A 25891-nucleotide genomic window follows, 5' to 3' on the forward strand; every position below is an offset into this window, starting at 1 on the left:
TCACCGATGACCTGCTCAAAGCGATCGCCCCTCACTCCTTCAATCCACTAGCAAATCACGCAAAAAGTAGAAGCGATCAGTCTGCAAACTGGTTCCTTGAACTCTACCCAAATAACCTGCTAAAGGTGAAGAAAGTTCTATCAAAAACTCATGAACAATTTGATTATCTAAACTGCTCCCATCATGCCTTGAGAAAGCAGCATTATATTGAGCGCGGATCTCTACGACCTCAAACTGTGTCCTATGTGGTTCTATCTCAACAAGCTGTTTAACGGCTTCAATAATGTGTGATCGAACTTTGATTCCGTTCCAAATTTTATCAACATATGCATTTACTTTTATATCAGCAGCTTCACCAAATGGTTCTGACTCCAAACAAGGCTTAAGTTCTACCAAATTAATAGAGCCGTGATGCATCGCTTTTAGTTCAACCAGTTTTTGTAAGGTTTCAGGACGAATGACATTCATTTTGTTTCCAACAGCGGTTTGTTTTGCATGAGCGTTCAACTCACCAGCAGCCATGATTATTTTGATGCACTTTTCATAGTCTTCCTGAAGATGCTTCAAACCTAACTTAACTAATTGTGCTGGTGTACCATCAGGTACGGATTCTGTTTTCGTTGCTTTACACTCACCTACTACGGGGTAAGGTTCTTCACAGTAGAAATCTAATCCTCCCGCTCCTCCACAGCCGCTAGGATCAAGGCTTGCCTGAGGATTAGTATTAGAGTTCTTGAAGCCTAGCTTTACGAAGCTTTTGCGTACCAGCTTCTCAAACAAATCTCCATCACTAGAGTTACCTACATTTGAGATCGAGATAATCCATGTCATATCAGAATCAGTTTGGATCTTCTTCGAGTCATTAACCCAACCTAAAAATACTCGAACTTCTTCTTCTAATAGTTTGGCTGCTGGGTTAATGCTGACAAATTGAGAAACTATACTTTGCAATTCTTCTAATTCGGGATGAACTGACGGGCGTAGTTCATCCAGCTTCCGAGTGTGTTTCGTGAACTCGTTTTCACTCAAAACAGGTGAGTATACCGAAACCATAGTTGGCTCCTTCAAAGGCAAAAACTCACCTTTTGCCTCTGTCACAACTTGAATCGGTTGGGGTATTTCATAAACACGCAGGTATGCTAAAAAGAAAAAGTCTCTTTCTAGCAATTTGCCTTCGAGTAGTTGCTTTTTCCAGATAGTGAGATTAGATAAAGCGTTTAGCAATTTCGGATTATCTATACTTTTACAAAGCTCGCATTTAGCCCAAAACCGCGCATGAGTAGTGTTTTCACCATGAGAGTAAAGAGCGAATGATTGCCCTGGAGAAAGAAAATTCCAAGGCATTGCTGTAATCATCTTCCCTTGTACTAAAGCCTGTAAATCAACCAAGGGAAGACAAAGCGCATTTGCAAGGAAAACAGTCTCAGTCATGCGCTTAATACCGTGAGGAGTTCATCCGCATCCATTAAACTTTCTGCTGAATCTGTTGTGGCTGTAGTGATCAATTGATCTTCATCAACTATACTGTCAGGAATTTGCCCAGATGGGTCGCTTAGAATCTCACGAATCAGATAGTTACTCTCAGCAATTTTTCTTTCTTGCATGAATTCAAAAATTTCCTCGTCAGTTACTTCATATTCCTCCTGAGAGTCGCATACAGCAAGGATTGCCAGCAGGGGTAGAAGATCTTTGCCTTTTAAGGACACCCATTCCCCATTCAGATCAGAAAGAAGAGTATTAAGATATTGACTACCTAACGTATTGGCTTTAACTGCCTTAGACCGTACTAAGCAACCACGAGTAAGATCAAATTTTTTGTAGTCGATCAGTCGTTTAAGACCAGCGCTAACATATTTTGCACCAGACTCTTGAAGAACTGAAACTCCTATCTTGACTTTCTTTTTGTTTTCCTTTCCGATTACTTTAAAGTTAATGTAGCCTTTATCAGCAGCCTTTGCTTCAATTTCTTCAACTTCTTGAACTTGAAATCCTTCAAGAGTTTCCCCGGTTAAGCTGGCAAAGCCGAGCCAAAGTGCGTTAGCGATTAATTCACTATCTTCTAGATAATCATTGACGTTGCTATCGAGAGCTAATAGTTGCTCATTGAATGCCACTTCAACTTGACGGAGGGGCTTGCTTTCGGAACTCGAATGAGTTGGCTGTTCGGAGTCTGCACTTGAAATTTCAGCTTGAATATTGCTTTGAGTTGACGCTCCTACTTCTTCAGGAATTTTCCAATTATCACGACACCACCCTAAGATTTTTCTGACAATTGGCTTCTCTTTGCCCAATTCCCTCAATTCAGATTCATCAAATGGATAGGTAGAAGTCGGTGGAGTCAAACCTTTCTGTTGATAAAAGTCTTGGAGCCAACTTGAAACAAGAGAAACTACATCATCAGAATTGAGATAGTTGAGGTCAAAGTCTTTCTCACCAATTCGATCTACGACTGAATCTGCTTGCGGCATAACTTTTACCTCAAAAGTCCAAGTTCGCGGAAAGATAGCCATCATGAGTACACCACGCTTAATCTTGCTGTACAGATCTTTCGCAAGAAGTGCAACAACTTGTGGAGTAGTTAGCCCTTTCGCATTGCTAGACTTTGGTTCAACTTCATCAAAGCAAATGACGATTGATCGATAATCTCCGATTAAGTCTAAAATTTGGCTTGCAGTCCCCAAAGCCCTAGATTCGCGATCGTCATCTTTGGCAACTGGTAATCCCATGACATCCGCTTGTACCTGCGTCAGTTCTTTTCCAGATAACCAGTGAATAGCATGGATTGCTTTGTCCTCTGCAAGTGTCCAGAAAATAGCTTGAACCACGTAGGGATCTGTGATGTGGGGGTTGCTCTTACAAATTTTTTCGGTCAGCTTGTTGACCAGCTTCGGATCTTTAGCAACTGACCCAGAAAATCGTTTTAGAAGATCTTGAGGAGATAGCTTAGAGTTACGAATTTGATTAATTAACTCAGTTCCTAATTCTTGCCACTGAGTTACGCCCTGACTCCCTTCCTGTTTCAAGCTCGATGAAAGAGTACTCAAAAATTGGGAGTTGATTTTATTCAGGTCGCCGTAGTCTGTTTCACTCATGTAAACAAAGAAACAACCACCCGCTGCTTTGAGATGATTGCGAATCCTGCTGATTAAATGACTTTTTCCTAGTCCTCTCTCCGCCTTGATTGTAATTCCAAGAACTGAACGCTGCCCCTTGCGGATTTGTTCGATTCCGTGAAATACAGCATCAGAAATATCTTTGTTAATAGAAGGAACATCAGGAAATTTTTGCTCCCATACATCATGGCTTCTGACAGTGAGAGATCGATCAAAAGGATTTTCGCTCTCAATCAATTTATGGAGATCTGAAATAGCAGACGTTGAGTTAATTATTGCTTCTGTAGACATGAGATACCTGCAAACTCGTAAATGTTTGATGAGACTTACAAAAGATGGGCTCGACCCTATAAACGTTTGGCATAGCAGCGCAAACCGCTAATTTTTGTAGTGATAGAATCTTCAATTTTGTCAGGGGCGCTATCTTCTACACTGCCCTCTAGAAGTTGGAAAACATCATTTGATTGCAGTTCCAATAACCATTCGTCAAAGTGAGAGCGAGAAACCTGATCGCCAATTTCGCGGCGGATACGATAAATCGGTACTAGGTTGTCCAGGTTGTAGTCACGGTTGAGGCGATCGTAAACTTCAAGTGCAACTGATTTAAATTCTTCGTAGGATGCGATCGCAGTTTTTGCAGCCTTACCATTCGTGGAAGCGATCGCGGTTACAGTCTCCATTTGTTGCAGCCACTTCAACAAACCTCTTGCAAGCCAAGCACCTGTTGTTCTACCGTCCAGTTTAAAATCAACCGTTTTAAGTCCTTCAGCTAGTAGCTCTTCACCTTTCTTTTCCAGCAAGTACGACTTTTGCTTCTCGCCGTTAATCTCTTTGAGCTTAATTGCTTTTTCTGTCACTAAGTAGTTGAAAACTTTTGTAGGTCTCTTCGCGCGATCGGGCAATTCTCGCTTTGTGAACGCTTTCTTATCTGCTCCCAACTCCCACAGCGCTAACAGTAGACGAGTTGTTTCCTGAGTCTTCGGTGGAGACTCCTTTTCTTCGGTAGAGATTTGAGCCGTCATAAAAGTTGATCCTGCATCCGCTAGGTGAAATGGCTTACGCCTTTTTCATAGTTCCCTGCTCAATCAGCAAGATCACGATCGCACGCCATAAACTTCATCAAATCACTACGCTTTGCCCTCAACGCTCAAGCCCCAGCATTGGCTCAATTTCTCTGGGATAAATCAGCCAAGCGCGTTCGTAGGGTTGGGTTAGGGTTTGGACGAGGGGTGAGAGGTCGCTAATTTGCTGTAATCCAGTGGGCATCTGAATTTTTATGCCCTTTTGGTATAGCGTATAGCCTCGGCTCAGGGAAATCCGAATGCCGCTGTAGTAAGGCGCATCAAACTCAGATTGAGTTAGCCAATGCTGTGTTTTGCTGAATAGCGTTTCTCGCTGCGTCTGATCAAGGTGGGTAATGTCCAAGCCTTTGAACAAATCGCGATCGCAAAAGCGACGGCAAAGATCGGACAATACTGGGTCTGGGTGCTGCTGCCAGCGTTGAAGATGATAAGTGAACACACCATCATCGGCGGCAAGATAGGCATTGAGCGAAATGCGATCGCAGTCGCCAGTCAACCATGCGGTCACGGTATCATCGGCGATCAGATTATCGGTAGATAAGAGCGATCGCGCCCGGTTAAATGCTTGCTCCAAAATCCAGGTGGCGGCAATATTTTTAGGATGGTTATAGACTTGGGCATACATAAAATACCGGACGATTAAGTAATGCTCAACCGCCGCCATGCCTTTTCGAGAAACCACTAACTGCTGTGAAACCGGGTCATAGCCCAATGCCATCAGAATCCGATCCAGGTCAATTTTGCCGTAGGATGCACCTGTGAAATAGCTATCTCGCATCAAGTAATCAAGGCGATCGCAATCCAACTGGCTAGATACCAACTGCCACACCAGCGGTACGGGATGGATATGACGATAAACCTGAAGCAGTTGCTCCAAAAGCGTTGGATGAAAGCCGATCAGCGCTTGCCGAATAGGGTCGGATTCCTGCAAAATCCGCTCTGTCCACTGTTCATGATCACAGCCAAAAATTTCTTCGGCGGTATGGCTAAAGGGACCATGCCCAATATCATGCAGCAATGCGCCACATAGCACCACAGGACGGTAGGGCTTCAGCTGGGGATAGGCTTTGGCAATCCGATCAAAAGCACGACGGGCGATCGCCATCACGCCAATCGAGTGAGTGAAGCGAGACGATTCGGCACCATGAAACGTGAGACTAGCGGGACCTAACTGGCGAATTCGGCGCAAGCGTTGAAAGGCTGGCGTGTCGATTAGCCGAATCATCAGCGCCTCGGTTGGATCGCTGCTATCTAACGCGATCGCCCCATGCAAAGGGTCGTGATAAGTTCGTCCAGAATTAGGTAGCACCAGCAACCATCGATGGGGTAGTCAAAAACTCCACTGCCGCCTCGTATTGGCGATCGCGCTGCGTTCCCAGTGGAGTAATGGCAAGCGGATCAAACGGCACGATTACATCCGGCTGAATTCCCTGTTTGTTGATATCAATATGATCCGGGGTTTCATACTTAGCAACCGTCACTGCCAAACCAGCCCCATCGGATAAATCAAACAGCGATTGAATCAACCCTTTGCCAAAGGTTCGCTCTCCTATGATTGTGGCACGCTGGTTATCTTTCAGGGCACCCGCTAAAATTTCGCTAGCGCTTGCCGTTCCCTGATTCACCAACACTACGAGGGGATCTTGAGTTAAGGCTTGCCCCGTTGCCTCAAAACTGCCTTCAATTCCTTGCCGATTGACGGTATAGACAATCGTGCCTTCATTCATCCATAGCCGCGCAATTTCAATCCCTGACAGCAGCAGTCCACCCGGATTACTGCGGAGATCCAACACGTAAGCTTCGGCTCCCTGTTTCTCTAAAAGATTAATCGCTCGACTTACCTCCGTCGTCGCGTTGGCGTTGAATTGAGCCAGTCGCACATAGCCGATTTTGGTTTTAGGCTGGTCTGCCGCTTGACTATCAGCCACTCGCAATTCAAACGAGACGGGGTTTAAAGCAATGCGATCGCGCACAATCTCTACAGTCGATGGTTCGCTGCCCGTTCGTTGCAGCGTCAGCACGACCCGACTCCCCGTCGCCCCTCGCATCCGTTCTGCTGCTTCATCTAAGCTTAAACCTGCTGTTGCAACCCCATCAATTTTCAAGATGGTGTCAGCAGGCTGCACCCCTGCGCGATCGGCGGGAGATCCTGCGATCGGGGCAATCACTTTCAATACTTTCGTTTCTGCATCCAGTGAGATTTGCAGCCCCACCCCCGTCAGTTCGCCAGACGTATTCGTTTGCAAACTGCGATATTGGTCGGGTTTCAGCAATCTAGTAAACGGATCTCCTAACCCCGCCAGCATATTTTGAATCTCTGAATAGGCAGACTCGTGATCGGGCATCGCATGTTTCAGTGCTTTTTGCCGCACGAGCCACCAGTTCTGATGATTAAAAGTGTCGTCTACATAAGCCCGATCCACGAGCCGCCATGCTTCTGACACGAAACGCTGCTCCTCAGTCAGAGCGATCGCGGGAGATGCCCAGCCTCCAATCGTGATCACTACGACTAGGAGTAGTAAAAGTAGGGGTCTCAGCCGAAATATTTTTTGTTTCATAAAAGCTAAATTCAAACTTGCTTAAGACTTTTTCGCTTTCAACGTTTTAGTAGGAGACTAACTAATTTAACGATTCATAAACAAACTTTATCTTAGCTTAAGAATTTTCTAGCGATGAAGCCACTAAAACCCAGTATTTCTGTTGTTAAGTCAGTGAATTTACAGAAATAGGGATGCTCATTATTGCCCCCTCAACTATAGAACGGCTGTTCCGGTTGAAAATTGGCTCGATGATCTTTTTCTACTCAATCAAATCTCATTTCAGATAGAAACCGCTTGGTGTCTGTGTTACATTCTTGTATGGACAGCAATACATTGTTAGGAATTCTTGCTTCATGTTCACTAAGCAGGTAACCAATTCTAAGGCTTACCAGTGGTTTAACGAGCGTCTCGAAATTGAGGCTCTCTCCGAAGATATCAGCAGCAAATATGTTCCTCCCCACGTCAATATTTTTTATTGCCTAGGCGGAATCACACTCGTTTGCTTTGTGATTCAGTTTGCCACTGGTTTTGCGATGACCTTTTACTATAGACCTACGGTCGCAGAAGCCTTCCAATCCGTTGAATACATCATGAATGATGTGAACTTTGGTTGGCTAATCCGCTCCATTCACCGCTGGTCAGCCAGCATGATGGTGCTGATGATGATTCTTCACGTTTTCCGAGTTTACCTGACAGGCGGCTTTAAAAAGCCCCGCGAATTGACCTGGGTGACTGGAGTTGTGTTAGCAGTGATTACCGTTTCTTTCGGTGTGACTGGCTACTCGCTCCCCTGGGATCAGGTAGGTTATTGGGCGGTGAAAATTGTGTCTGGAGTTCCAGAAGCAATTCCTGTAGTTGGCGTGTTAATTGCCGATCTGCTACGGGGTGGTTCTAGCGTTGGTCAAGCGACTTTGACCCGTTATTACAGTGCCCATACTTTCGTGTTGCCTTGGTTAATTGCGGTCTTCATGTTGCTGCACTTCCTGATGATTCGTAAGCAAGGTATTTCGGGACCGCTCTAATATCTATCTACAACAGATGTTGTGTATTCATCTCTGCTGTGTGATGTAGGGCGATCGCTTAAATTCCCACTCATTTTTCGCCGACCTTCTAGACTAAGGAGTGCCTTTAAATATGGCAACAATTAAGAAGCCGGATCTTTCTGATCCAGATTTACGCGCCAAACTAGCCCAAGGCATGGGTCACAATTACTACGGTGAGCCTGCTTGGCCAAATGACTTGCTCTATGTATTCCCCATTGTGATTTTGGGAACAATTACTCTCTGTGTAGGTTTAGCAGTGCTAGACCCTTCTATGACAGGTGAGCCTGCAAATCCTTTTGCCACTCCTCTGGAAATTTTGCCTGAGTGGTATTTATATCCTGTGTTTAACATTTTGCGCGTTGTGCCGAGCAAGCTTTTGGGTGTAGTACTCATGGCTTCAGTTCCGCTAGGTTTGATCATTGTTCCTTTTATCGAAAATGTGAACAAGTTTCAAAATCCTTTCCGCCGCCCTGTTGCAACTACAGTATTCCTATTCGGAACATTAGTGACTTTGTACTTGGGTATCGGTGCCACAATGCCAATTAGCAAAGCCTTAACCTTGGGTTTGTTTTAAGATTTATCATTGATTAGATAGCACCTGTCGAATCCTTGAGCAGCTTTAGCTTCTATGGATTTGATGGGTGTTTTCTATTTAGATGAAGACATTTTAAAGCAGGGCTATCTATAAGGAGGTTTTCCACCACTTGAATAGGGAAATCTCGCCATTAGATTCTTGGCGATCGCGATTACGATAGAATGATTAACTCAAAAGCAGATTAGGAGACGGCTGTGAATCAGAACAGCTTAAAAGATCTTCAACTTGGATTAGCAGATATTAGCCGCCTGCTGCTTCCGTTCATGATCATTTGGCTATTGGGTGCGATCGGGCTAGGTTGGTTAGTTAAATCACTATTATTTCTATTGGGTCTGCTGCTCATTGCTCCAGTCGTAGCTTTTTTGGGCTTTCGATGGTGGCTCAAGCGCAACGTGATTCAATCGGAATGTCCGGTCTGTAGTTTTGAGTCTGTGAACTTAAAAGGGGTAGAGTTTCGCTGTCCTAACTGCAATGAACCTCTCAAAGTCGAGGATAGACGCTTTGTACGGCTTGTTCCTTCCGGCACGATTGATGTCAGCGCTGTTGAAGTGGATACTAGTGCTGTTGAAGTTCCGATGAAACGCATTGAGGAACAATAAGCAGCAGAGTCGCGCAGACACTCTATCGCTTATGGTAGGAAGACAATTTAATGTTTGAAATTCAGATGAACACGGTTTTAATTTCGAGCAATCTGCAAAGTATAAGAATGTTGACCATTGGCGCGATCGCCGACAAAAACTGAGTAGGTTCCTCTACGCCAGCGTCCTGGAATTTCCACCTTACCGTTTGAGTAGCTATCTGCTGGAACGCAAAAATTTTGTCCACTTGAACTACGAATCAACAATGCGGGTTCTCCATTCCCTTGCAAAACGAACCTTAGATCCACATCCTCAGTGACTTGAATAACATGGTTAGGAGTGGCTGCAATGAATCCGGCGCAGCCCCCATCTTTTTGAGCACCACCCGATGTTCCATTCATTTGAATTGATGGAGAACTGGGGGTTACAGTCACCAATTGACTCAAAGCAATTTCAGCACTGCCGAATAACGCGATCGCTAGACCCATCGGCACCATGATGTAACGCTTCAAACCTTTCATTTTCATTTCTGTTACCGAAATTATATCTATCCTTAAAGTATGGCAGGTCTCTAAAAAATCGCTTTTTAGAGAGAGACTGTTCTCAAAGTGGCACTTTATTTAGCTGTCATAGTGTTTAGCTGGCAGTTGACTGTGCTTCTTAGAATTATCTGCTGCCTTATATACTCTAATCATGCCTAAACAACGACTAGATGTGCTTTTAGTAGAACGCAACCTGTGTGAGACACGACAGCAGGCGCAGCGGGTGATTCGGGCAGGTGAGGTGAAGGTCAATCAGCAGGTGGTGGATAAACCAGGAACAGAAATTGATCGCTCTGCTGTAGTGGAAGTCCGACAAAAACCGCCCTATGTTTCTAGAGGTGGGGAAAAACTGGCAAAAGCGATCGCCCATTTTCAGATCCCTATTGCCGATCGCATCTGTCTAGATGGCGGTATTTCCACAGGCGGCTTCACCGATTGTTTGCTACAAGCCGGAGCCGCTCATGTGTATGGCATTGATGTGGGTTATGGGCAAGTTGCCTGGACTGTGCGCCAAGATCCACGAGTTACCTTGCTAGAACGCACCAACCTACGGCATTTGAAACCTGAAGACTTGTATATCGGCGATCGCCCTGTTGCGGATTTAGGGGTTCTTGATGTGTCGTTTATTTCAATCACTAAAGTGCTGTATGCACTGTATTTCCTATTGCAACCGCCGCGAGAAGTGATGCTGTTGGTCAAGCCGCAGTTTGAAGTAGGGCGCGATCGCATTGGCAAAAATGGGGTTGTGCGTGACTCTAGTGATCAAGCTACTGCCATTCTGCAAGTGTTGCAAGCCGCCCAGTCATTAGGATGGATCTATCGTGGGTTAACCTGGTCGCCGCTGGTCGGTCCTGCCGGAAACATCGAGTATTTGCTGTGGCTGCGAGGGGAAAACACTGACTTAGAGAACGAAGGCAAGAGAGAAGACGCTACTTCACCAAAATCCTTGCCCGATCTTCCAGCTCTCAAACAGGTCACCCGCCAAGCTCAGCAAGAACTCACTAAACGCGCCCCCCAGACTAACTCTTAAACTACGTTAGCGTCGAGAGTGCAGAGTTGAAAGTGCAAAGTTAGGAGTGCGGAGTTCAAGATGTGGGCACTTTCTATTGAAATATCAAGCAGGTTTGACCAAAATTAGGATACAATCATAAATCCTTGCTTTGTAAGTAGCCGCTCAGCGAAAACTAGACTCTTGCCCTCAAAGGCAGCGCGATCGCTTTTTAGCGGGGTCTACTTATAGAAGCCGTCTAGTCCGTAAGGAGATTTCCATGCCTCAACTGTACGAAACAATGTATATCCTGCGCCCGGATGTAGGCGAAGAAGCGGTCGGTCAAGCGATCGAGAAATATCAAACAATTTTGAAAGATAATGGAGCCGAAATTATCGAAACCCAGCATCGCGGCAAGCGTCGTCTGGCATACGAAATTAATCGGCATCGAGAAGGCGTTTACATTCAGATGAACTATCACGGCAGTGGTAAGGAAATTGCGCCTCTAGAGAAGGCAATGCGTTTGAGTGAAGAGGTAATTCGTTATCTCACCGTGCGGCAAGAAACTCCAAAAGTAGAAGCGGTTGAAGAAGTAGAAGAATAACGGGTTGCAACCCAATTTTGCCCTACTGCGAGATTGTCCAATTGGGGACTATCCAGGCGGTAGGGCTTTTTAGTGAGGAAATTTTAGATTTCAAGCCTGAAATTCAAGCAGTGCTTAGCTTCCAAGTTTTTTTGGTGCCTTACTTACTGAAGCAGCGGCGATAGTTTAGACTTTTATTGTTAATTCTTTGTAATAGTTGATTGAAAAGAACGGATGAATCGGGTATCAATTGCGATTGCAGATGATACATTAGCTGCAACTAAAGTAGATAACACCGTTGATTGTTTCTTGGCTTCTTTTCTGAGAAACTAGGCGAATTATTCTCAAGCTATTAACACTGGAGTAATGAAGCTGTGACTGAATCGATTGGAATAAATGTAATTGATCCTCAAGCAGAGGTAGCTCGTCTACGGGAAGAGTTACAAATGCGAGACAGCCTGGTACAGCAGCTTTCCCAGGAGCTATTTCGTTTGGTGAAAGGGAATGCGGCTTTTATGCCAAGTCCAGAAGTATCTGAGCGGCATTTAGTGGAAGTGCGGGCGCTGCGAGAGCAATTGAAGGGAGTTGAGGAACAGGTTTCGTTTTATCAAGGACAAATTAGCGATCGCGACGGAGAAATTTATCAACTGCGCCAGTCTGTCCAAGAATTAAGCGATCGCTCACGGATGCTAGAACAGGTTGTAGAAGAACTGCCCAAAATTTACCGCCAAAAGTTTGCAGAACGACTTGCCCCAGTCAAAGAAAAGGTTGTGCAAATTCAGCGAGAAAACCGTCAACTGCACGCCGAACTGCAAAGCGTCAGCTATCGGTTAGCCGTGAGAAACCGTCGCCAAACTCACCTGGATCTGCCCAACTTCCCCCGTCCAGGAATTATAATGCCGAGTTTTGGGAATGCCTAATGTCCTGATTTTAGTCGATTCAAATCACGCGCAGTCTTCAGATTTCTCTGCGGCAACCCCCATGATTGCTGCAATACAAACGGCGATTAGAGATGGAACAACACCTAGCGCTCAGGCTTTAGGCAGCGCGTCTTGGCAAGTAGACGTTCAAGTTGCCGCCACCTTAACCCCCCGTCAGTTTAAGAGTGACAGTCTAGAAAATGCTATTTTTTGTCCTTTAACCCTAGCTCTGCCGAAATGGTTAGCATTTCCGGCACAAGCGGTTTATCAAGCTTGTCAAGATGTTGAAGGTCTGCGACAACGAGTTTCGCAGTGGAAGTATCAAACTGGCGAAGGCAATGGTTGGTTGCCGATTGTGTTGACAGATAAAGGTTCTTTATACGCGGAAGCGATCGGCGCTCAAGGGAAACCAGATGCGATCGCATCTGACCTTAACGCCTACCAATATTTTCAGCCGATTCATTTGGTGGATGTGCAACGACAGTCGCTTTATGGCTTAGCCCAACGATTGCTGCGATCGCTCATAGCTCCTCCTGCAGTTTATCTTCTGCAATTCGGTTTTCATGGAGAAACGCTCCAGTTTGATCGACTGATTCCTTTTCCAGCCGCCCCCGCGATCGCTAGCATCAACCTGCAAGAACCGAACCTTTTTGCTTGCCATTGGCGCTGCCTCACCCATCAGCCTATTCTAGATCTCACTATTTCTAGCGGATCAAGCGCTTAAAGCCCTAATGCAAACGGTGTAACCTCAATCCTTAGAAATATCGTTATGCCACAGCCAGTACTTTTGATTGAATTCGGCTGAACAAGCTAACGATTTCTTGAGAGCTTCTCGCGCCACTTTGGACGATTTCAAATACATGATCCAATCGAGCAATTTCAAGTACCAAACTCACGACTTGTGGAGGATTATGTAGAACAAAGCGACACTTGTGCCTGTCAGCAGAATTTAAACTAGAAACTAAAGCAACCAATCCAGCACTGTCCATTAACACCACCTGAGCAAGATCAATAATCCAGGTCGTATATTGGGTTGGTTCAATCGTTGCAATCTCTTGTTGAAGCAAGGAACCCTTCTTGAAATCTAGTATTCCTTCTAGCTTGAACAAAACATACTCATCTTGTTGGTACGTAATCATAAAGGCGAACTCGGTAGATAGTGACTTAGCTGAAAACTCCCCACTCTTTCAGGAATGCACTGACCCCAGGTAAAGGAGCGTCATAAAACTTTGGGATGTTTGAAATATAGAGATAACTCCGTGAAAGCCGCAGTATTCTGAGATGAACTTTACAAAAAAAATACAACAACCCCCAATCTGTAAGAACGTTTAGTAAAGTTTTCTTGTGAGTATATCAATTAGTATTAAGAAATACATCAAGTGGTTTGAATTGACAGAATTTGCTGCGACACGCCAGAATTGTGACATTAATGACTTTTTGTTAAGGCAGCATAATGTCCCTGGATTTCATCTCCCTTGAATCAATTGAAGACCTAGCTCAGCAGTATGGATATTGGGTTATCTTTTTTGGAATTCTGCTAGAGAATATTGGAATTCCACTTCCGGGCGAAACAGTAACCCTAGCAGGCGGCTTTTTAGCAGGGAGCGATCAGCTAAATTATTGGCTTGTTTTGGGGTATGCGGTGCTAGGTGCTACTTTAGGTGGCAATATTGGCTATTGGCTGGGTCGATATGGCGGATGGTCTTTGATGCTAGGTATTGGGCGGATTTTTCGAGTGCCAGAATCACGTCTAATCACCATGAAAAATCAGTTTGGTGAAAATTCAGCAAAAGCGGTGTTTCTGGGAAGGTTTGTCGCATTACTGCGCGTGTTTGCTAGTCCCTTAGCAGGGATCGCTGAAATGCCTTACCCACAGTTCATGCTATACAATACGCTAGGCGCTGCGACTTGGGCATCGGTCATGGTAACGCTGTCCTACTTTGCCGGTCAGTTTGTGCCCTTGGAAAAGGTAGCGGCTTTGGCAGGTCAATTTAGTATTGTGGTTTTTGTGATTGTGGCAGCCTGGATTGTAATTCCACTATGGCTAGAATCCCGCAAAGTTGCTCAGGAAGTGGCAGCAGCGACTCTTCCTGAAGAAGATTCTACAAAACCCCAGGAATCAGGCAGTTAGTTTAAACTGCTGTTGTTGGGGCAGATTTAGCTAGAAATTTAATAGTTCTGAGAGCAAATCCAATTACAAAATCTGCCCGTACAAGAGACCTCCTGCATAAATCATGAGGCATGTGCCAGTTCGTAGTTCAACAAGCCAGCGATGAGATTTAAGCGTAAGCCAAACCGCTTTCTACGATTACGATAACGTCCCGAAAAGATGCGGAAGATTTTGAAGCGGCGAATCACATGTTCAATTCGCACCCGCAATCGTGCTTTTTCTTCCTTTAGCAACGACTGCTTACGAGGCTTTTTGGTTGGAGTACAAGCGCCGGCATTTTGAACTCAGCACCCGAAAGAGACTCTAACGCCCTATACGCCATGGCTATTCCTCCTAGACTTGATCTTTGCCTGCTTCTCTATCCTTGTCTAACGACACGATCGCTAACTGGCACACTGTTTTACTATTCGTGCAGGAGGTCTAATATCTCTACAGTTTTGAGGTGGAGGATTCGACTATTATTGCGATTTACAAAAAGGGAGAACAGCATTACTATCTCAAACTGCCAAAAACGGCTCCAGATGCAACGCCAGAAAAAATTCCTAGTTTCAATTTTAGACCCGCTCGATCGCCACGCATTTATCAGGCATAAGCGATCGCTTTTCTCACGTGTCTGCAATTCCTCCCCAGAATATAAAACCTAACTTATGTCAAAATCGCGCCACCCATTAAGCGTTGATAGCGATAATCTAGTTCTTGCTGCATGAGTGCCCATTGGCAAAGGGTTTCGTCCTCAGCAATCACTTTTTCAGCCGCTTCTCGTGCTAGTTCCAGTACCGCTTGATCGTCGATCAGACTGGCTAGCGCAAAATCTGGCAACCCTGACTGGCGTGTACCTAACACCTGACCTGGACCTCGAAAGCGCATATCCATCTCTGAAATGAAAAATCCATCCTGAGACTGCTCCAGCACTTTCAACCGTTGACGAGCCGTTTCACTGCGAGAGCTACTCATGAGCAGACAAAATGCTTGATCGGCACCCCGACCCACCCGACCCCGCAACTGATGCAGTTGGGATAGCCCAAACCGTTCGGCGTGTTCAATCAGCATAACGGAGGCATTGGGCACATCTACGCCCACCTCAACGACTGTTGTGGAAACAAGAATTTGAGTTTCATTGTTGCGAAAGAGACTGATGGCAGTATCTTTTTCAGCAGAACTCATGCGTCCGTGCAGCAAGCCCACTTGAAATTCGGGAAAAACAACTTCTTGAAGTTCTTGGTGTTCTGCGATCGCCGATTTCAAATCTAGCTTCTCCGACTCCTCCACTAGCGGCAACACGACATACACCTGTCGTCCCTGGGCAATTTCTCGCCGCATCAATTCATAGGCTTGCATCCGCTCTTTTCCAGTCAGCGCCGTAGTTTGAATCGGTTTGCGTCCCGGTGGCAGTTCATCAATTTGGCTAACATCCAAGTCGCCGTGCAGTGTGAGAGCTAGGGTGCGCGGAATCGGCGTAGCGGTCATGGTTAACGTGTGGGGATGCTCGCCTTTTTGTTGCAGTCGCGCCCGCTGCTGCACTCCAAACCGATGCTGCTCGTCGATTACGACCAACCCCAATCGCTGAAAAGTCACGGAGTCCTGAATCAAGGCATGGGTTCCCACCAGCACCGATAGTTCGCCCGTTTGTAGCTGAGCATGAATTTCTCGGCGTTTAGCGGCTTTGGTCGAACCGGTCAACAGTTCCACAGGCAGATGCAGCAGGTTAAACCAACCGACCAACTTGCGATAGTGTTGCTCGGAAAGCACTTCGGTCGGAGCCATCATTGCGGTTTGATATCCTGCTTGAATGGCTGCCAGCATAGCCACTACCGCCACCACTGTTTTGCCCGACCCAACATCCCCCTGAATCAGACGATTCATAGCGGTCGTTTTTTGTAGATCGTTCAAAATATCGTTGACAACGCGCTGCTGAGCATTAGTGAATTTGAACGGCAGCATTGCATAAAATTCGTTAATCAACTTGCCAGTGGGCGCAAGAACGGCGCTTGCTTGGATCTGTTGTTGAGTTTTGCGGCGTTTAAGCAAGCCTAGTTGTAGGTAAAAGAATTCGTCGAATACTAGCCGATGACGAGCCGCGTCGAGAGCAGCATGGTCAGGAGGAAAGTGAATATGGGCGATCGCTTCATGAATGCCCGCTAATTTATACTGCGATCGCACAGAATCCGGTAACGCTTCTTGAAGTTGCAAAATGGCAGGCAAAGCCGCCACCACTGTCCGCCGGACTAAATCTGCGCCCACTCCTTCAGTTAGCGGATAGACGGGCACTAACCGCCCCACTTTTAAGGAACCAATCTCATCGCCAGAATGATCCAACACTTCAATTTCGGGGTCTTCAATCGTGATGCCTTCCTTGCCGCGTTTGACCAATCCTGAAACTGCGATCGCTGCTCCAGGCGGATATTGCCGTTTTTGTTGCTCCTGCCAACCACGATTGCCATACCGACTCCCCGCATAAAATCGGCTCAGTTTCAGTTGCCCCGTTCGGTCTTTCACTACCAAATTGAAAATCGTTAATTTTGGATTACGCGGACTGCTAAAACAAGTGCATTGCTTCACAAACGCGATCAACGTTACCGTTTCGCCTTCTTTTAACTCGCGAATATTGACCTGACGGGCATAGTCAAGATGATCACGTGGGTAATAATAGAGCAAATCTCGCACCGTCAAAAGTCCCAGTTTTGCTAGCTTTTCGGCATTTTTAGACCCTACCCCTGCTAAATAAGTCAGCGCTTGATCTAGGCTCAGAAGTGGGGAAGAGTTTTGAGTTTTGAGTTTTGAGTTTTGAGTTTTGAGTTTTGAGTTTTGAGTTTTGAGTTTTGTCTGCGTTGTGTTGCCTCCGCCCCCTGCGCCTCCTGCTCTGCCGATTTTTTCGCTGCTTTGCTCCCAGTTTTGCCGTGCCTGATGCAAAAAACGGCGCGTATCTGCCACAAGGTGCTGCCGCTGGGCGAAGCTCATTTCAGAATAGGTTGTGAACTGGCTACTGAGCGTCTGCCAACGACGCTGATCATCGGCAGAAAGCGGGTCAGGGGGCTGATTCAGGGAAAGGCAAAGAAATTCACTGAACCGATGTTCTTTGCCTTGCAGATCATTAAATCCGCGATCGGCTTCAACTGACAGTGCTTTTTGCAAACGCAGCCAGTCGGGTGGATAGGAAGGAACATGCGGGGAAGCGACACCTTTGTTATCGTGATTCATGCAAAAGGCGATCGTGCAACAAGATTACGATGAAACCATCCATCAGTAATCTATCCTACATAATTCAAATTAACTCTCTGGGTCATTGGAATTCATTAACAAGTTTTCTACCCAATCAACGTCCGCTTAAAACGACTTTTAGGCTAACTTAGCCTATATTAGGATCTTAGCTATTTCTTTTAGAAATTCTTTTGAAAAGTTAAGAGGATAAAGCTTTCACAAGATTCTAGTGGTAGTAGAAAATTTCTAAGTACAGGACAAAAGTTGTAGGGATTGCACAAAGTCAGACTCATTGGACAGGGATGGATTGAGCACCAAATGGCGCAAATAATCGAACCCTAAGCGAAACAGGCTTTTGGCGCGACGACCATGTTTTTTAATCTCAATGGGCTGCCATTGATGCAACCATAACCCAGTTTGCATCGCCCAATATAAGGCTAAAGTCAACAAAGCAAACAATTTACTCAACCGTTCATCATCGGTAAAGTGGGTCGCTTCCAGACAGAACCCACGAGTTTTGAAAATACCAAACAGCGTTTCCATCCCCCAGCGCAAGGCATAGTCTTTGACCAAATCTTGCGCCTTGACGGGAGCAATCACCACGAGTGACTCCCCATCATCAAGTCGTAGCGCTTCAACGGCAACTGGGTAGCCCCAGACTCGGCAGGTGCCTGTGAGTTGTTGGGATTGACCGGGTTGCAGATGGGCAAAGACGACCCGCGCCGCCAGCACCCTGCCATCATGCTCAATCTGGTCACTGCTGCGAATCCTTAAGCGAAAGGCGAGGGCAGGTTCGAGTAGAAGATAGCGCACCCAGGCTTGCCCAATGAACTCGCGGTCGGCACACAAGTAGTTCACTCTAGCGGTGGGGAACCGTTTGGCAAAGGTCTCCATTAACCGCATTCGCTCGTCACTGTTGGAATTCCCCCGCTTGTCCAACAGCCACCACAGTATCGGGAAGGCAACTCCTTCATGCACTATGCCCAAAGTCAAAATGTTGTACCAGTGAGTGCCAAATTTCTAGGTGGTGCGATCCACGCTCAACACCCAGTCCCCCGGAATCTGCATCCAACTCACCACGACGCTAGCCAGTTGAGCTTCGCCCTCGCGCAAACCCTCGGAAAAATCGCTGCGATCGCTTGTAGCTCGATTGGGGCAATGCCCTACCACCAAAGCCTAAACACAGTTCGCTCAAGTTCACTGTCTTGACTTTCAGCAAAGCTAACAAGAACAATGCCAGAAATGAAATCCTCGCTCCGTGCCAGTTCAATTGTGCTTGGAGGACTTGCTTTAATTCGCTATTTCGCTATATTGACTCATAGGGTTTCTCATGGGTGTGGTAATTCTGATGAAACCCTACCCTGCTCATCCTTTCAAGCTTTTTGCCCCGTACTGAGAGAAAATTTATGTCGATACTACTGATCTAATTTGCCGCAACCTCAAAAAACAACTAAAAAATAACCACCAACTGGGTTTCTACAGATTGTTTCATGGGTAAATTCATAAAGCGATTTGTGAGAGTTTTTACTTAGGTAAAGGTACTGTAAAGAGTTTTGCAAGACCTTTGCAGTAGACAATCTCTGCATATATATTCTAATCAATGTATAAACAAATCGAGAATAAGCATTTAGGAGGAAAGCAAGTGCAAGCATTTACATAGGGCATTGATAAATATTTATAGATGCAACTGAGATACGCATAAGTTAGCACTTTAATATTTTTAGAAATTGCTAAAAATTGATTATTTATCAAAGTTCTATGTAGACTGAAAGCAGCTTTTTCCTAATATCAAAGTTTCTGAAATCAAAGCTTGATTGCTGAAATTGCGTTACTACTTTTTGCGATCGCAGCTAGTTGGTCAAGCATTTAACTGATTTATACATTTTGTCGTTTATATAAATTACCCATGTCCAATACAAATATACCTTTTTCTCGACTGCATACTACTGGCAATGAGCTAGATTACATTCAAAAAGCTATTTCTAGTGGACAGATTGCGGGTGATGGTACATTTACTAAACGGTGTCAAACATGGTTAAACCAGCACCTCGGCAGTCAAAAAGTATTATTAACAAATTCTTGTACAACGGCATTAGAAATGGCTGTCATTTTGGCTGATATTCAGCCTGGTGATGAAGTGATTATGCCCTCTTATACGTTTGTTTCAACAGCAAATGCAGTCGTTTTAAGAGGCGGTATTCCCGTTTTCGTTGATATTCGTCCAGATACTTTTAACTTGGATGAAGCCAAAGTTGAAGCCGCTATTACCTCTAAAACGAAAGCTATTGCTCCCGTCCATTATGCTGGCGTTGGGTGTGAAATGGACTCCATTTTAGAGATTGCTAATCAGCATGGACTTTATGTGATCGAAGACACGGCTCAAGGCTCATTTGCAAGCTACAAGGATAAACCGCTGGGCACTTTTGGGAACATGGCAGCGTTTAGCTTTCATGCAACCAAAAATATTGTTTCAGGAGAAGGGGGCGCACTAGTCATTAATGATCCTAAGTTAGTTGAACGAGCAGAAATCGTTTGGGAGAAAGGCACTAATCGCAGCCAGTTTTTTCGAGGAGAAGTTGATAAATATACTTGGGTTGATGTGGGGTCTTCTTTTCTTCCCAGTGAATTAATGGCTGCTTTTTTATGGTCTCAGCTAGAACAGGGTGAGCAAATTACGCAGCAACGCTTGGAATTTTGGTCGCGCTATCAGTCGGCATTTACGCGGCTAGAGTTTGAACAGGTCGCACGGTGTCCCCTGATTCCGGCTCATTGTCAACATAATGGTCATATTTATCATTTGTTGCTCGATAGTTTGGCAACTCGGACGGTAATCTTAAAGCACCTTAAGGACAACGGTATACAGGCAACGTTCCACTATGTTCCATTGCATAGTTCGCCGGCTGGTTTGAAGTACTGTCGTAACTCTGGAGAGTTGAGTGTGACCGATGATATTAGCGATCGCATTCTGCGTCTACCCATGTCTACTAATATGACAATGGCAGACTGCGATCGCATTATTTCCTTGGTGTTTGAAGCACTGGGTTCGCATTACAGCATCGAAAAAATGTTTTATCAGTCCTATCCAACATCTACGCTTGACAGAAAACCTTGCTCACAGGTAGCAACTGGAATTAAAGCGAATTGAGTGTGACGTTGGATTGAGACCCAAGTAACATTTCAAAGTTTCAAGTCTGTTGTTCATATTTCTTGGAAAGAATTGAGCAACTCGCTTGGATGAGGTGAGAGATATGGAGAGAAGAAACCTTCTCTCCACTTTTTTGTTTTCCACTTTTTTAGAGTAAAGACTTGCCAAGCAGCAGGGTTAGACGTTCAATAACAGCTAGACCTTTTTTGATTATGACCCTATGCCCTGTCAAGCAACCCTAGCTCAGCTTGTTAGTTTGCTCAACGCTACTCTATTGAATTCATTAGATGCTGCTGCGCTAAAAACTCTAGCAACGGGGATCGCCACCGATACTCGCTCTATTAAGCCTGGAGAAATGTTTGTGGCATTGCGTGGTGAGCAATCTGATGGGCATCAATTTGTGACGACTGCGTTTGAGAAGGGCGCGATCGCAGCGATTGTAGATAGCCAATTTTTGAGCGCATTTAACTTTCAGCAGGCTGAACGCCCATTTTTCTTGATTCAAGTGAAGGATACATTAGCGGCATATCAGGCGATCGCCCATTGGTGGCGGACTCAGTTCACAATTCCAGTCATTGCGGTGACGGGTTCGGTTGGTAAAACTACCACCAAAGAGTTAATTGCTGCCGTTCTTTCATATTCCAGCCTCGGTTCACGCAAAGCTTTAAAAACTCAGGCAAATTACAACAACGAGATTGGAGTTCCCAAAACCTTGTTAGAACTGAATGCTAGTCATGATTACGCGATCGTGGAAATGGGAATGCGCGGACGGGGGGAGATTGCACTTCTGTGCAACATTGCTCAACCCGATATTGCAGTAATTACGAACGTTGGCACCGCGCATATTGAGCGGTTGGGGTCAGAAGAAGCGATCGCCGAGGCAAAATGCGAACTCCTCGCTGAACTTCCGGCTGACAATATCGCCATTCTTAATCACGATAATGCTTTACTCCTGAAAACCGCCGCCGCTGTGTGGCAAGGCAAAACCATCACCTTTGGGCTAGAAGGGGGAGATATTCACGGGCACTTGATTGATCAAAATACGCTGCGAGTTGATGGTATCGAGCTACCCCTACCCTTGCCCGGTCGCCACAATGCCCTAAATTATCTAGCAGCCTTAACTGTAGCGAAAGTTGTGGGTTTAGACTGGTCATCACTGACGCAAGGAATCACCGTAGATCTTCCGGGGGGGCGCGCCAAATGCTATGACTTGCCGAATGACATTGTGGTGTTGGATGAAACCTATAATGCGGGGCTGGAATCCATGTTGGCATCACTCCATTTGCTGATGCAAACCCCTGGAAAACGCCATATTGCGGTGTTGGGCACGATGAAAGAATTGGGGGAGCGATCGCTGGAGTTTCATCAAAAAGTGGGGATGACGACGCAACAACTCCAAGTCGATCACCTGCTAATCCTCGCCGATCCAGCCGAAGCAGCAGCCATGAAAGCGGGCGCTGTGGGAATTCCGGTTGAATGCTTTACCAGCCAGTCCACCTTAGTAGACCGATTGAAAGTGCTGGCGAAAGAGGGCGATCGCGTTCTCTTCAAAGCATCCCGCGCCGTTCAACTTGATCAGGTCGTGAATCAATTCTGTCGCGACCTTGGCAAATAATTTTGGACATCCCAACTCAAAACTTCCTACTGGGTGCGTTTCGCTGCACTCAAAACACCCTACTCGGTTTGGAAACTCAACATTCAAAACTCAACGCTCAAAACTCTCTTCTCAACTCTCTCCTCCTCACTACCGTCTTCCTTTGCCTAACCGACTGCCAACCATGATATTACGAGAACCCCCTCGATTGGGATAGTCGCTTTCATCGTAAATTTCGCCCACCAATTCTTCCAAAATATCTTCTAATGTGACTAGCCCAACCGTACCGCCGTATTCATCCACCACGATCGCAATATGCAACCGTCCTTGCAGCATTTCCTTGAGTAAATCCGTCAAACGCTTGGTATCAGGCACATAAACGGGCGGGTCCATTGCTTCTGTCACCAATCCATCTTGCTGCCCTTCCTTGCGCCGAAGATTTAGCTGTTGCAGTGCCCGCTTTAGGTTCACAACTCCCACAATTTCATCCTTCGACTCTTCTTGCACGGGCACCCGCGAATAGCCAGTTTCCAGGCATAAATCAATCAATTCTTGCAGAGTTGCCTCTCGCGAAATGGTTCGCATATCCACACGCGGCTTCACAATATCTCTGGCGCTAAGCTCGTCCAGCATGAACGTTTTATTCAAAATATTGTGTTTATTCAAATCAAGATGCCCTTTACCACCCAAAATCTCAATCATTAATTGCAGATCTTTAACAGACTCGCCTTCTTGAACAACACCGCCTTGAAAAGTCCGAATAGCAGACTGAGTAATGGTTTCAAATAACCAAATAATGCCTAAAACAGATAATATCTGCGACATCCAATAAATGGGTCGCACCACTACTCTAAATAGGGGAATGACGTTATTAATTGCCAAGGACTTTGGCACAATTTCACCAAAGGTGAGCGTCAAAAAAGTAACGACAAAGGTAGCGATCCCGATCGCCTGATTGCCTAACCACAGCGTAAACAGGTTGCTAGTCAGAATGGCAGTCGTATTATTGACCAAGGTATTGCCGACTAGCAGCGTGGTAATGAAGCGTCGCCGTTTGTGAAGCACCAGGGTAAACAGTCGATCGGGATCGCCCTGCTCTTTAATCAGCGATCGCAGTTTGAGATTATCCAGTGCCGTAATCACCGTTTCGGAGCCAGAAAAAAAAGCAGACAGCAGCAGGGTTAATAGGACAACCGCCACATCAACGCGAATGTCTCCTAAGAGAGGAGCGCTATCAGAAATTGCTAAGAGCGGGGACACAATGGATAAAATCACAGGCTGCCATAAGGCGACATCAACTCAACCAGGTAGATTGTTCTTCTGTGATGATAGCTCCCTTATCTCTACCCATTCATCAGACTTTCTGAACAATTTGGATTTTGACTCGATTGGCTCTAATTTTTTGCCCATGCATATTTTGTAAATAGTCCATCGTAGTAATGAATGAAATGCAGAAACGCGATCGCCTCACTCAAAATCGGGTGGGGACAAACGGGGCGGTGAACTACAGTAGTTTTACAGTCCATCAATAATTTGTGACGGGTGATCTCCCTATGCCATTGGAACAGATGTTTTTCTCGGCGGCAGCCTTAACGATTGGCTCTATTTGTAGCCGTGTGTTATGTGAAGGGGGCATCCGGTTTGCCAGTTGGGTCGAAGCACAAAGCAGTGACGATGCCGCACAGATTATTCAAAAAGCATCGGAGCAATATGCTTGGAACTACGCTAAACGTCACGGCATGATGAAAGTGCTGGGAATGCGAGAACCAGTCCCTTTGGAGTCGGTTTATACGGCGGTGCGATTTTTGGATCGAGAGAGCATTAGTCGATTTGACTCGATTGAAGAGCTAGAAAAAGCATTTCGCGAACAGGGCGATCGCCGTTTTCAGAAAAAGACCAAAAAAATCGATGGGCTACGAGTTGCCAACGACAAACAATATTTGATGGTGTTGGGTGGTCCGGGTGCCGGCAAATCGACTTTTTTGCGCAAAATGGGTTTGGAAGCACTGAAGGGTAATAGTCTCGAAAATGGCTATGTGCATGAGTGCATCCCCGTGTTGATTGAGTTGAAAAATTTTGCCGCAAATGAGATTGCGATTGAGCAGGCGATCGCCCAAGAATTTCGCATTTGCGGCATTCCATCGCCAGAGATTGTCACCACCAAACTGCTAGAAGCAGGCAACCTGCTGATTTTGCTAGATGGGCTAGATGAAGTGCCCAGCAAACAGATGACCCATGCTATTCAACAGATCCAAAATTTTGTGGATCGATACGACAAAAATCGGTTTGTGGCATCCTGTCGCCTTGCTGCCTATCGCAACAACTTTTATCGATTTACCGATGTGGCAATGGCAGACTTTGACCACGAGCAGGTGAAGCAATTTATTCATCGATGGTTTCAGTCGGAAGAAGACCTGAAATTGAATACGGCGCAGCGCTGTTGGCAATTATTGCAGCAGCCAGAATATGCCGCCACCAAGGAACTTGCTCACACGCCCTTACTCCTCACCTTGCTGTGTTTGGTGTTTGATGATTCCCAAACCTTTCCCAAAAATCGAGCCGTGCTATATGGCGAAGCGCTCGATGTGTTGTTGAAAAAGTGGGCATCGGAACGGCGAATTCAGCGCGACCCGATTTACCAAGATCTCAGCATTGCTTTGGAAGAGATGATGTTGGCAGAGATTGCCTACAAACACTTTGAGGCAAATCGATTATTTTTTACGAAGCGTGAGGTGGTGGAGCAAATTCGGTCTTTTCTGGCAGAAAACCTGAATGCACCAAAGCATTTGGATGGAGAAGCGGTGTTGGAGGCGATCGCCATTCAGCAAGGCATCATCGTGGAACGGGCGCAGGAAGTTTACTCGTTTTCTCATCTGACCTTACAGGAATATCTGGCAGCACAATACATTGACGATCACCAACTTACCCAAACTTTAGTAGAGGAACACTTGACTCACGAGCGCTGGCAGGAAGTGTTTTTGCTGGTGGCAGGCGTGATGCGAGGGGGCGCAGATGCGCTGCTGCTGGCAATGGAGGCACAGGCAAACACGTTTATCAATACGCCCAAGTTGAAAGCGTTGCTGCAATGGACTGAAGAGATCACCACAAAATCGATGGGAAGTCTTTCGCCTGCGGCTAAACGCACGACTGCTCTATTTTTGGCGTTGGTGAACCATCGTGCTTTGAATCTAGCGCGGGTGCTTGATCCCAATCTAGCAAGTACGCTGGAACTGGCGCGTACCTTGGCAAATATTCGCACTTTAGAATCAGCGCATACTGAAGATAATACTCCCGCTCGATCCGCGATCCCCACCCGTGCGTTGGCGATCGCCCTAACGCGATCGCTGCCCACTCGCTCCATGGGGCAAGCAATCACCAAAACCTTTACCAAAACCTTTACTGATGAACTTGCCAAGCTCCAGACATTTCAAGAAGCAACCCTTCAGCAATTGGTGACGCAGTTAAAAGCATTGAATCTGCGATCGCCCGATATCCGCCAATCGGCAACCGTGCTACAAGACTTCCACACGCAAGTATTTCACACTTGGTTTAGCATTCTCAAACTGAATCCCACCTGGATCAGCCTTTCCACGGAAGAACTGCGAAAACTCGATCGCTATCTCTACGCCAATTGGCTGCTGGTGCGCTGCAAACAAGCGGCTGTCAGGGTTTCTCCCCGCGCTTGGGCAGGCATTGAAGAACGCCTTTTGCGAGTATCGCCCTAAGGGAGTTTTGAGTTTTAAGTTTTGAGTTTTAAGCAAGTAGGCGTATTTCGGTTGTATGGCTAGCAAGTTTACAAT

The 25891-nt window shown here is 45.9% G+C and carries 22 protein-coding genes and 2 pseudogenes; 12 read left to right on the plus strand and 12 right to left on the minus strand.

The window, feature by feature from the left end:
• Positions 1 to 39 precede the first annotated feature (39 nt).
• The 5 genes from AB3R30_RS01195 to ctpA all read right to left on the minus strand — a co-directional run bounded on the left by AB3R30_RS01195 (position 40) and on the right by ctpA (position 6753).
• Positions 40 to 1431, minus strand: coding sequence for a DUF1802 family protein (locus AB3R30_RS01195; protein WP_458647304.1), 1392 nt, complete (start codon positions 1429 to 1431; stop codon positions 40 to 42).
• Complete coding sequence (locus tag AB3R30_RS01200; RefSeq protein WP_458647305.1) at positions 1428 to 3404, minus strand: P-loop NTPase fold protein; 1977 nt, start codon at positions 3402 to 3404, stop codon at positions 1428 to 1430. Before AB3R30_RS01200 ends, AB3R30_RS01195 begins: the two co-directional genes overlap by 4 nt.
• Positions 3405 to 3460: 56 nt before the next feature.
• Complete coding sequence (locus AB3R30_RS01205; RefSeq protein ID WP_458647306.1) at positions 3461 to 4135, minus strand: hypothetical protein; 675 nt, start codon at positions 4133 to 4135, stop codon at positions 3461 to 3463.
• A 118-nt stretch (positions 4136 to 4253) separates the two neighbouring features.
• Positions 4254 to 5504 carry an HD domain-containing protein gene (locus AB3R30_RS01210; RefSeq protein WP_458647307.1) on the minus strand — a complete coding sequence of 417 codons (1251 nt, stop codon included), beginning with the start codon at positions 5502 to 5504 and terminating at the stop codon, positions 4254 to 4256.
• The gene (gene ctpA / locus AB3R30_RS01215; RefSeq protein ID WP_458647308.1) at positions 5494 to 6753 is read right to left on the minus strand and encodes a carboxyl-terminal processing protease CtpA; all 1260 of its coding nucleotides are present in this window, start codon (positions 6751 to 6753) and stop codon (positions 5494 to 5496) included. Before ctpA ends, AB3R30_RS01210 begins: the two co-directional genes overlap by 11 nt.
• 335 nt (positions 6754 to 7088) lie before the next feature.
• Here ctpA and petB point away from each other — a divergent pair, with 335 nt between their 5' ends.
• From petB to AB3R30_RS01230, 3 genes are all read left to right on the plus strand, one after another.
• The gene (petB, locus tag AB3R30_RS01220; RefSeq protein WP_171572260.1) at positions 7089 to 7757 is read left to right on the plus strand and encodes a cytochrome b6; all 669 of its coding nucleotides are present in this window, start codon (positions 7089 to 7091) and stop codon (positions 7755 to 7757) included.
• A 112-nt stretch (positions 7758 to 7869) separates the two neighbouring features.
• Positions 7870 to 8352, plus strand: coding sequence for a cytochrome b6-f complex subunit IV (petD, locus tag AB3R30_RS01225; RefSeq protein ID WP_458647309.1), 483 nt, complete (start codon positions 7870 to 7872; stop codon positions 8350 to 8352).
• 215 nt (positions 8353 to 8567) lie between these two features.
• The gene (locus tag AB3R30_RS01230; RefSeq protein WP_458647310.1) at positions 8568 to 8972 is read left to right on the plus strand and encodes a DUF2614 family zinc ribbon-containing protein; all 405 of its coding nucleotides are present in this window, start codon (positions 8568 to 8570) and stop codon (positions 8970 to 8972) included.
• Positions 8973 to 9049: 77 nt separating this feature from the next.
• Here the strand turns inward: AB3R30_RS01230 and AB3R30_RS01235 are convergent, their stop codons facing one another.
• Entirely contained in the window at positions 9050 to 9478 is a 429-nt protein-coding gene (locus tag AB3R30_RS01235; protein ID WP_458647311.1) for a hypothetical protein, read from the minus strand.
• Positions 9479 to 9644: 166 nt separating this feature from the next.
• On the opposite strand from AB3R30_RS01235, the gene AB3R30_RS01240 reads away from it, so the two are divergent.
• The 4 genes from AB3R30_RS01240 (at position 9645) to AB3R30_RS01255 (ending at position 12708) form a co-directional block, all read left to right on the plus strand.
• Positions 9645 to 10523 carry a TlyA family RNA methyltransferase gene (locus AB3R30_RS01240; RefSeq protein ID WP_458647312.1) on the plus strand — a complete coding sequence of 293 codons (879 nt, stop codon included), beginning with the start codon at positions 9645 to 9647 and terminating at the stop codon, positions 10521 to 10523.
• Positions 10524 to 10761: 238 nt separating this feature from the next.
• Positions 10762 to 11085, plus strand: a complete 324-nt coding sequence (rpsF, locus tag AB3R30_RS01245) for a 30S ribosomal protein S6 (protein ID WP_458647313.1) — start codon at positions 10762 to 10764, stop codon at positions 11083 to 11085.
• Between the two features lie 353 nt (positions 11086 to 11438).
• Positions 11439 to 11984, plus strand: a complete 546-nt coding sequence (locus AB3R30_RS01250; RefSeq protein ID WP_458647314.1) for an Npun_F5560 family protein — start codon at positions 11439 to 11441, stop codon at positions 11982 to 11984.
• Positions 11977 to 12708, plus strand: a complete 732-nt coding sequence (locus AB3R30_RS01255; RefSeq protein WP_458647315.1) for a hypothetical protein — start codon at positions 11977 to 11979, stop codon at positions 12706 to 12708. The genes AB3R30_RS01250 and AB3R30_RS01255 overlap by 8 nt, the downstream gene beginning before the upstream one ends.
• Positions 12709 to 12751: 43 nt before the next feature.
• On the opposite strand, the gene AB3R30_RS01260 is transcribed toward AB3R30_RS01255, so the two are convergent.
• On the minus strand, positions 12752 to 13123 hold the full coding sequence (locus AB3R30_RS01260; RefSeq protein ID WP_458647316.1) for an STAS domain-containing protein: 372 nt from the start codon (positions 13121 to 13123) through the stop codon (positions 12752 to 12754).
• 314 nt (positions 13124 to 13437) lie between these two features.
• Here AB3R30_RS01260 and AB3R30_RS01265 point away from each other — a divergent pair, with 314 nt between their 5' ends.
• Positions 13438 to 14115 carry a DedA family protein gene (locus AB3R30_RS01265; RefSeq protein WP_458647317.1) on the plus strand — a complete coding sequence of 226 codons (678 nt, stop codon included), beginning with the start codon at positions 13438 to 13440 and terminating at the stop codon, positions 14113 to 14115.
• 101 nt (positions 14116 to 14216) lie between these two features.
• Here the strand turns inward: AB3R30_RS01265 and AB3R30_RS01270 are convergent.
• Positions 14217 to 14417: pseudogene (locus AB3R30_RS01270) on the minus strand (IS5/IS1182 family transposase); the annotation flags it as partial.
• A gap of 179 nt (positions 14418 to 14596) precedes the next feature.
• Between AB3R30_RS01270 and AB3R30_RS01275 the strand changes: the two are divergent.
• On the plus strand, positions 14597 to 14746 hold the full coding sequence (locus AB3R30_RS01275; protein WP_458647318.1) for a hypothetical protein: 150 nt from the start codon (positions 14597 to 14599) through the stop codon (positions 14744 to 14746).
• A gap of 53 nt (positions 14747 to 14799) precedes the next feature.
• Here AB3R30_RS01275 and recG read toward each other — a convergent pair whose 3' ends face one another.
• The gene (gene recG, locus AB3R30_RS01280) at positions 14800 to 17352 is read right to left on the minus strand and encodes an ATP-dependent DNA helicase RecG (protein ID WP_458647319.1); all 2553 of its coding nucleotides are present in this window, start codon (positions 17350 to 17352) and stop codon (positions 14800 to 14802) included.
• A gap of 246 nt (positions 17353 to 17598) precedes the next feature.
• A pseudogene (locus tag AB3R30_RS01285) lies at positions 17599 to 18622 on the minus strand (IS4 family transposase).
• A gap of 636 nt (positions 18623 to 19258) precedes the next feature.
• Between AB3R30_RS01285 and rffA the strand changes: the two are divergent.
• A complete protein-coding gene (gene rffA, locus AB3R30_RS01290; protein WP_458647320.1) occupies positions 19259 to 20497 on the plus strand; it encodes a dTDP-4-amino-4,6-dideoxygalactose transaminase in 1239 nt (412 codons plus the stop codon).
• A 220-nt stretch (positions 20498 to 20717) separates the two neighbouring features.
• Complete coding sequence (locus tag AB3R30_RS01295) at positions 20718 to 22112, plus strand: UDP-N-acetylmuramoyl-tripeptide--D-alanyl-D-alanine ligase (RefSeq protein WP_458647321.1); 1395 nt, start codon at positions 20718 to 20720, stop codon at positions 22110 to 22112.
• Between the two features lie 129 nt (positions 22113 to 22241).
• Here the strand turns inward: AB3R30_RS01295 and AB3R30_RS01300 are convergent, their stop codons facing one another.
• Positions 22242 to 23366, minus strand: a complete 1125-nt coding sequence (locus AB3R30_RS01300) for a hemolysin family protein (protein ID WP_458647322.1) — start codon at positions 23364 to 23366, stop codon at positions 22242 to 22244.
• Positions 23367 to 23485: 119 nt separating this feature from the next.
• Entirely contained in the window at positions 23486 to 23617 is a 132-nt protein-coding gene (locus tag AB3R30_RS01305) for a hypothetical protein (protein WP_458647323.1), read from the minus strand.
• 27 nt (positions 23618 to 23644) lie between these two features.
• Between AB3R30_RS01305 and AB3R30_RS01310 the strand changes: the two genes are divergently transcribed.
• Positions 23645 to 25816 carry an NACHT domain-containing protein gene (locus AB3R30_RS01310; RefSeq protein WP_458647324.1) on the plus strand — a complete coding sequence of 724 codons (2172 nt, stop codon included), beginning with the start codon at positions 23645 to 23647 and terminating at the stop codon, positions 25814 to 25816.
• The last annotated feature ends 75 nt before the right edge of the window (positions 25817 to 25891 follow it).

The organism is Sivoneniella epilithica UHCC 1019 (assembly GCF_040830845.1).
In the GTDB taxonomy this organism is placed as follows: domain Bacteria; phylum Cyanobacteriota; class Cyanobacteriia; order Leptolyngbyales; family Leptolyngbyaceae; genus ULC077BIN1.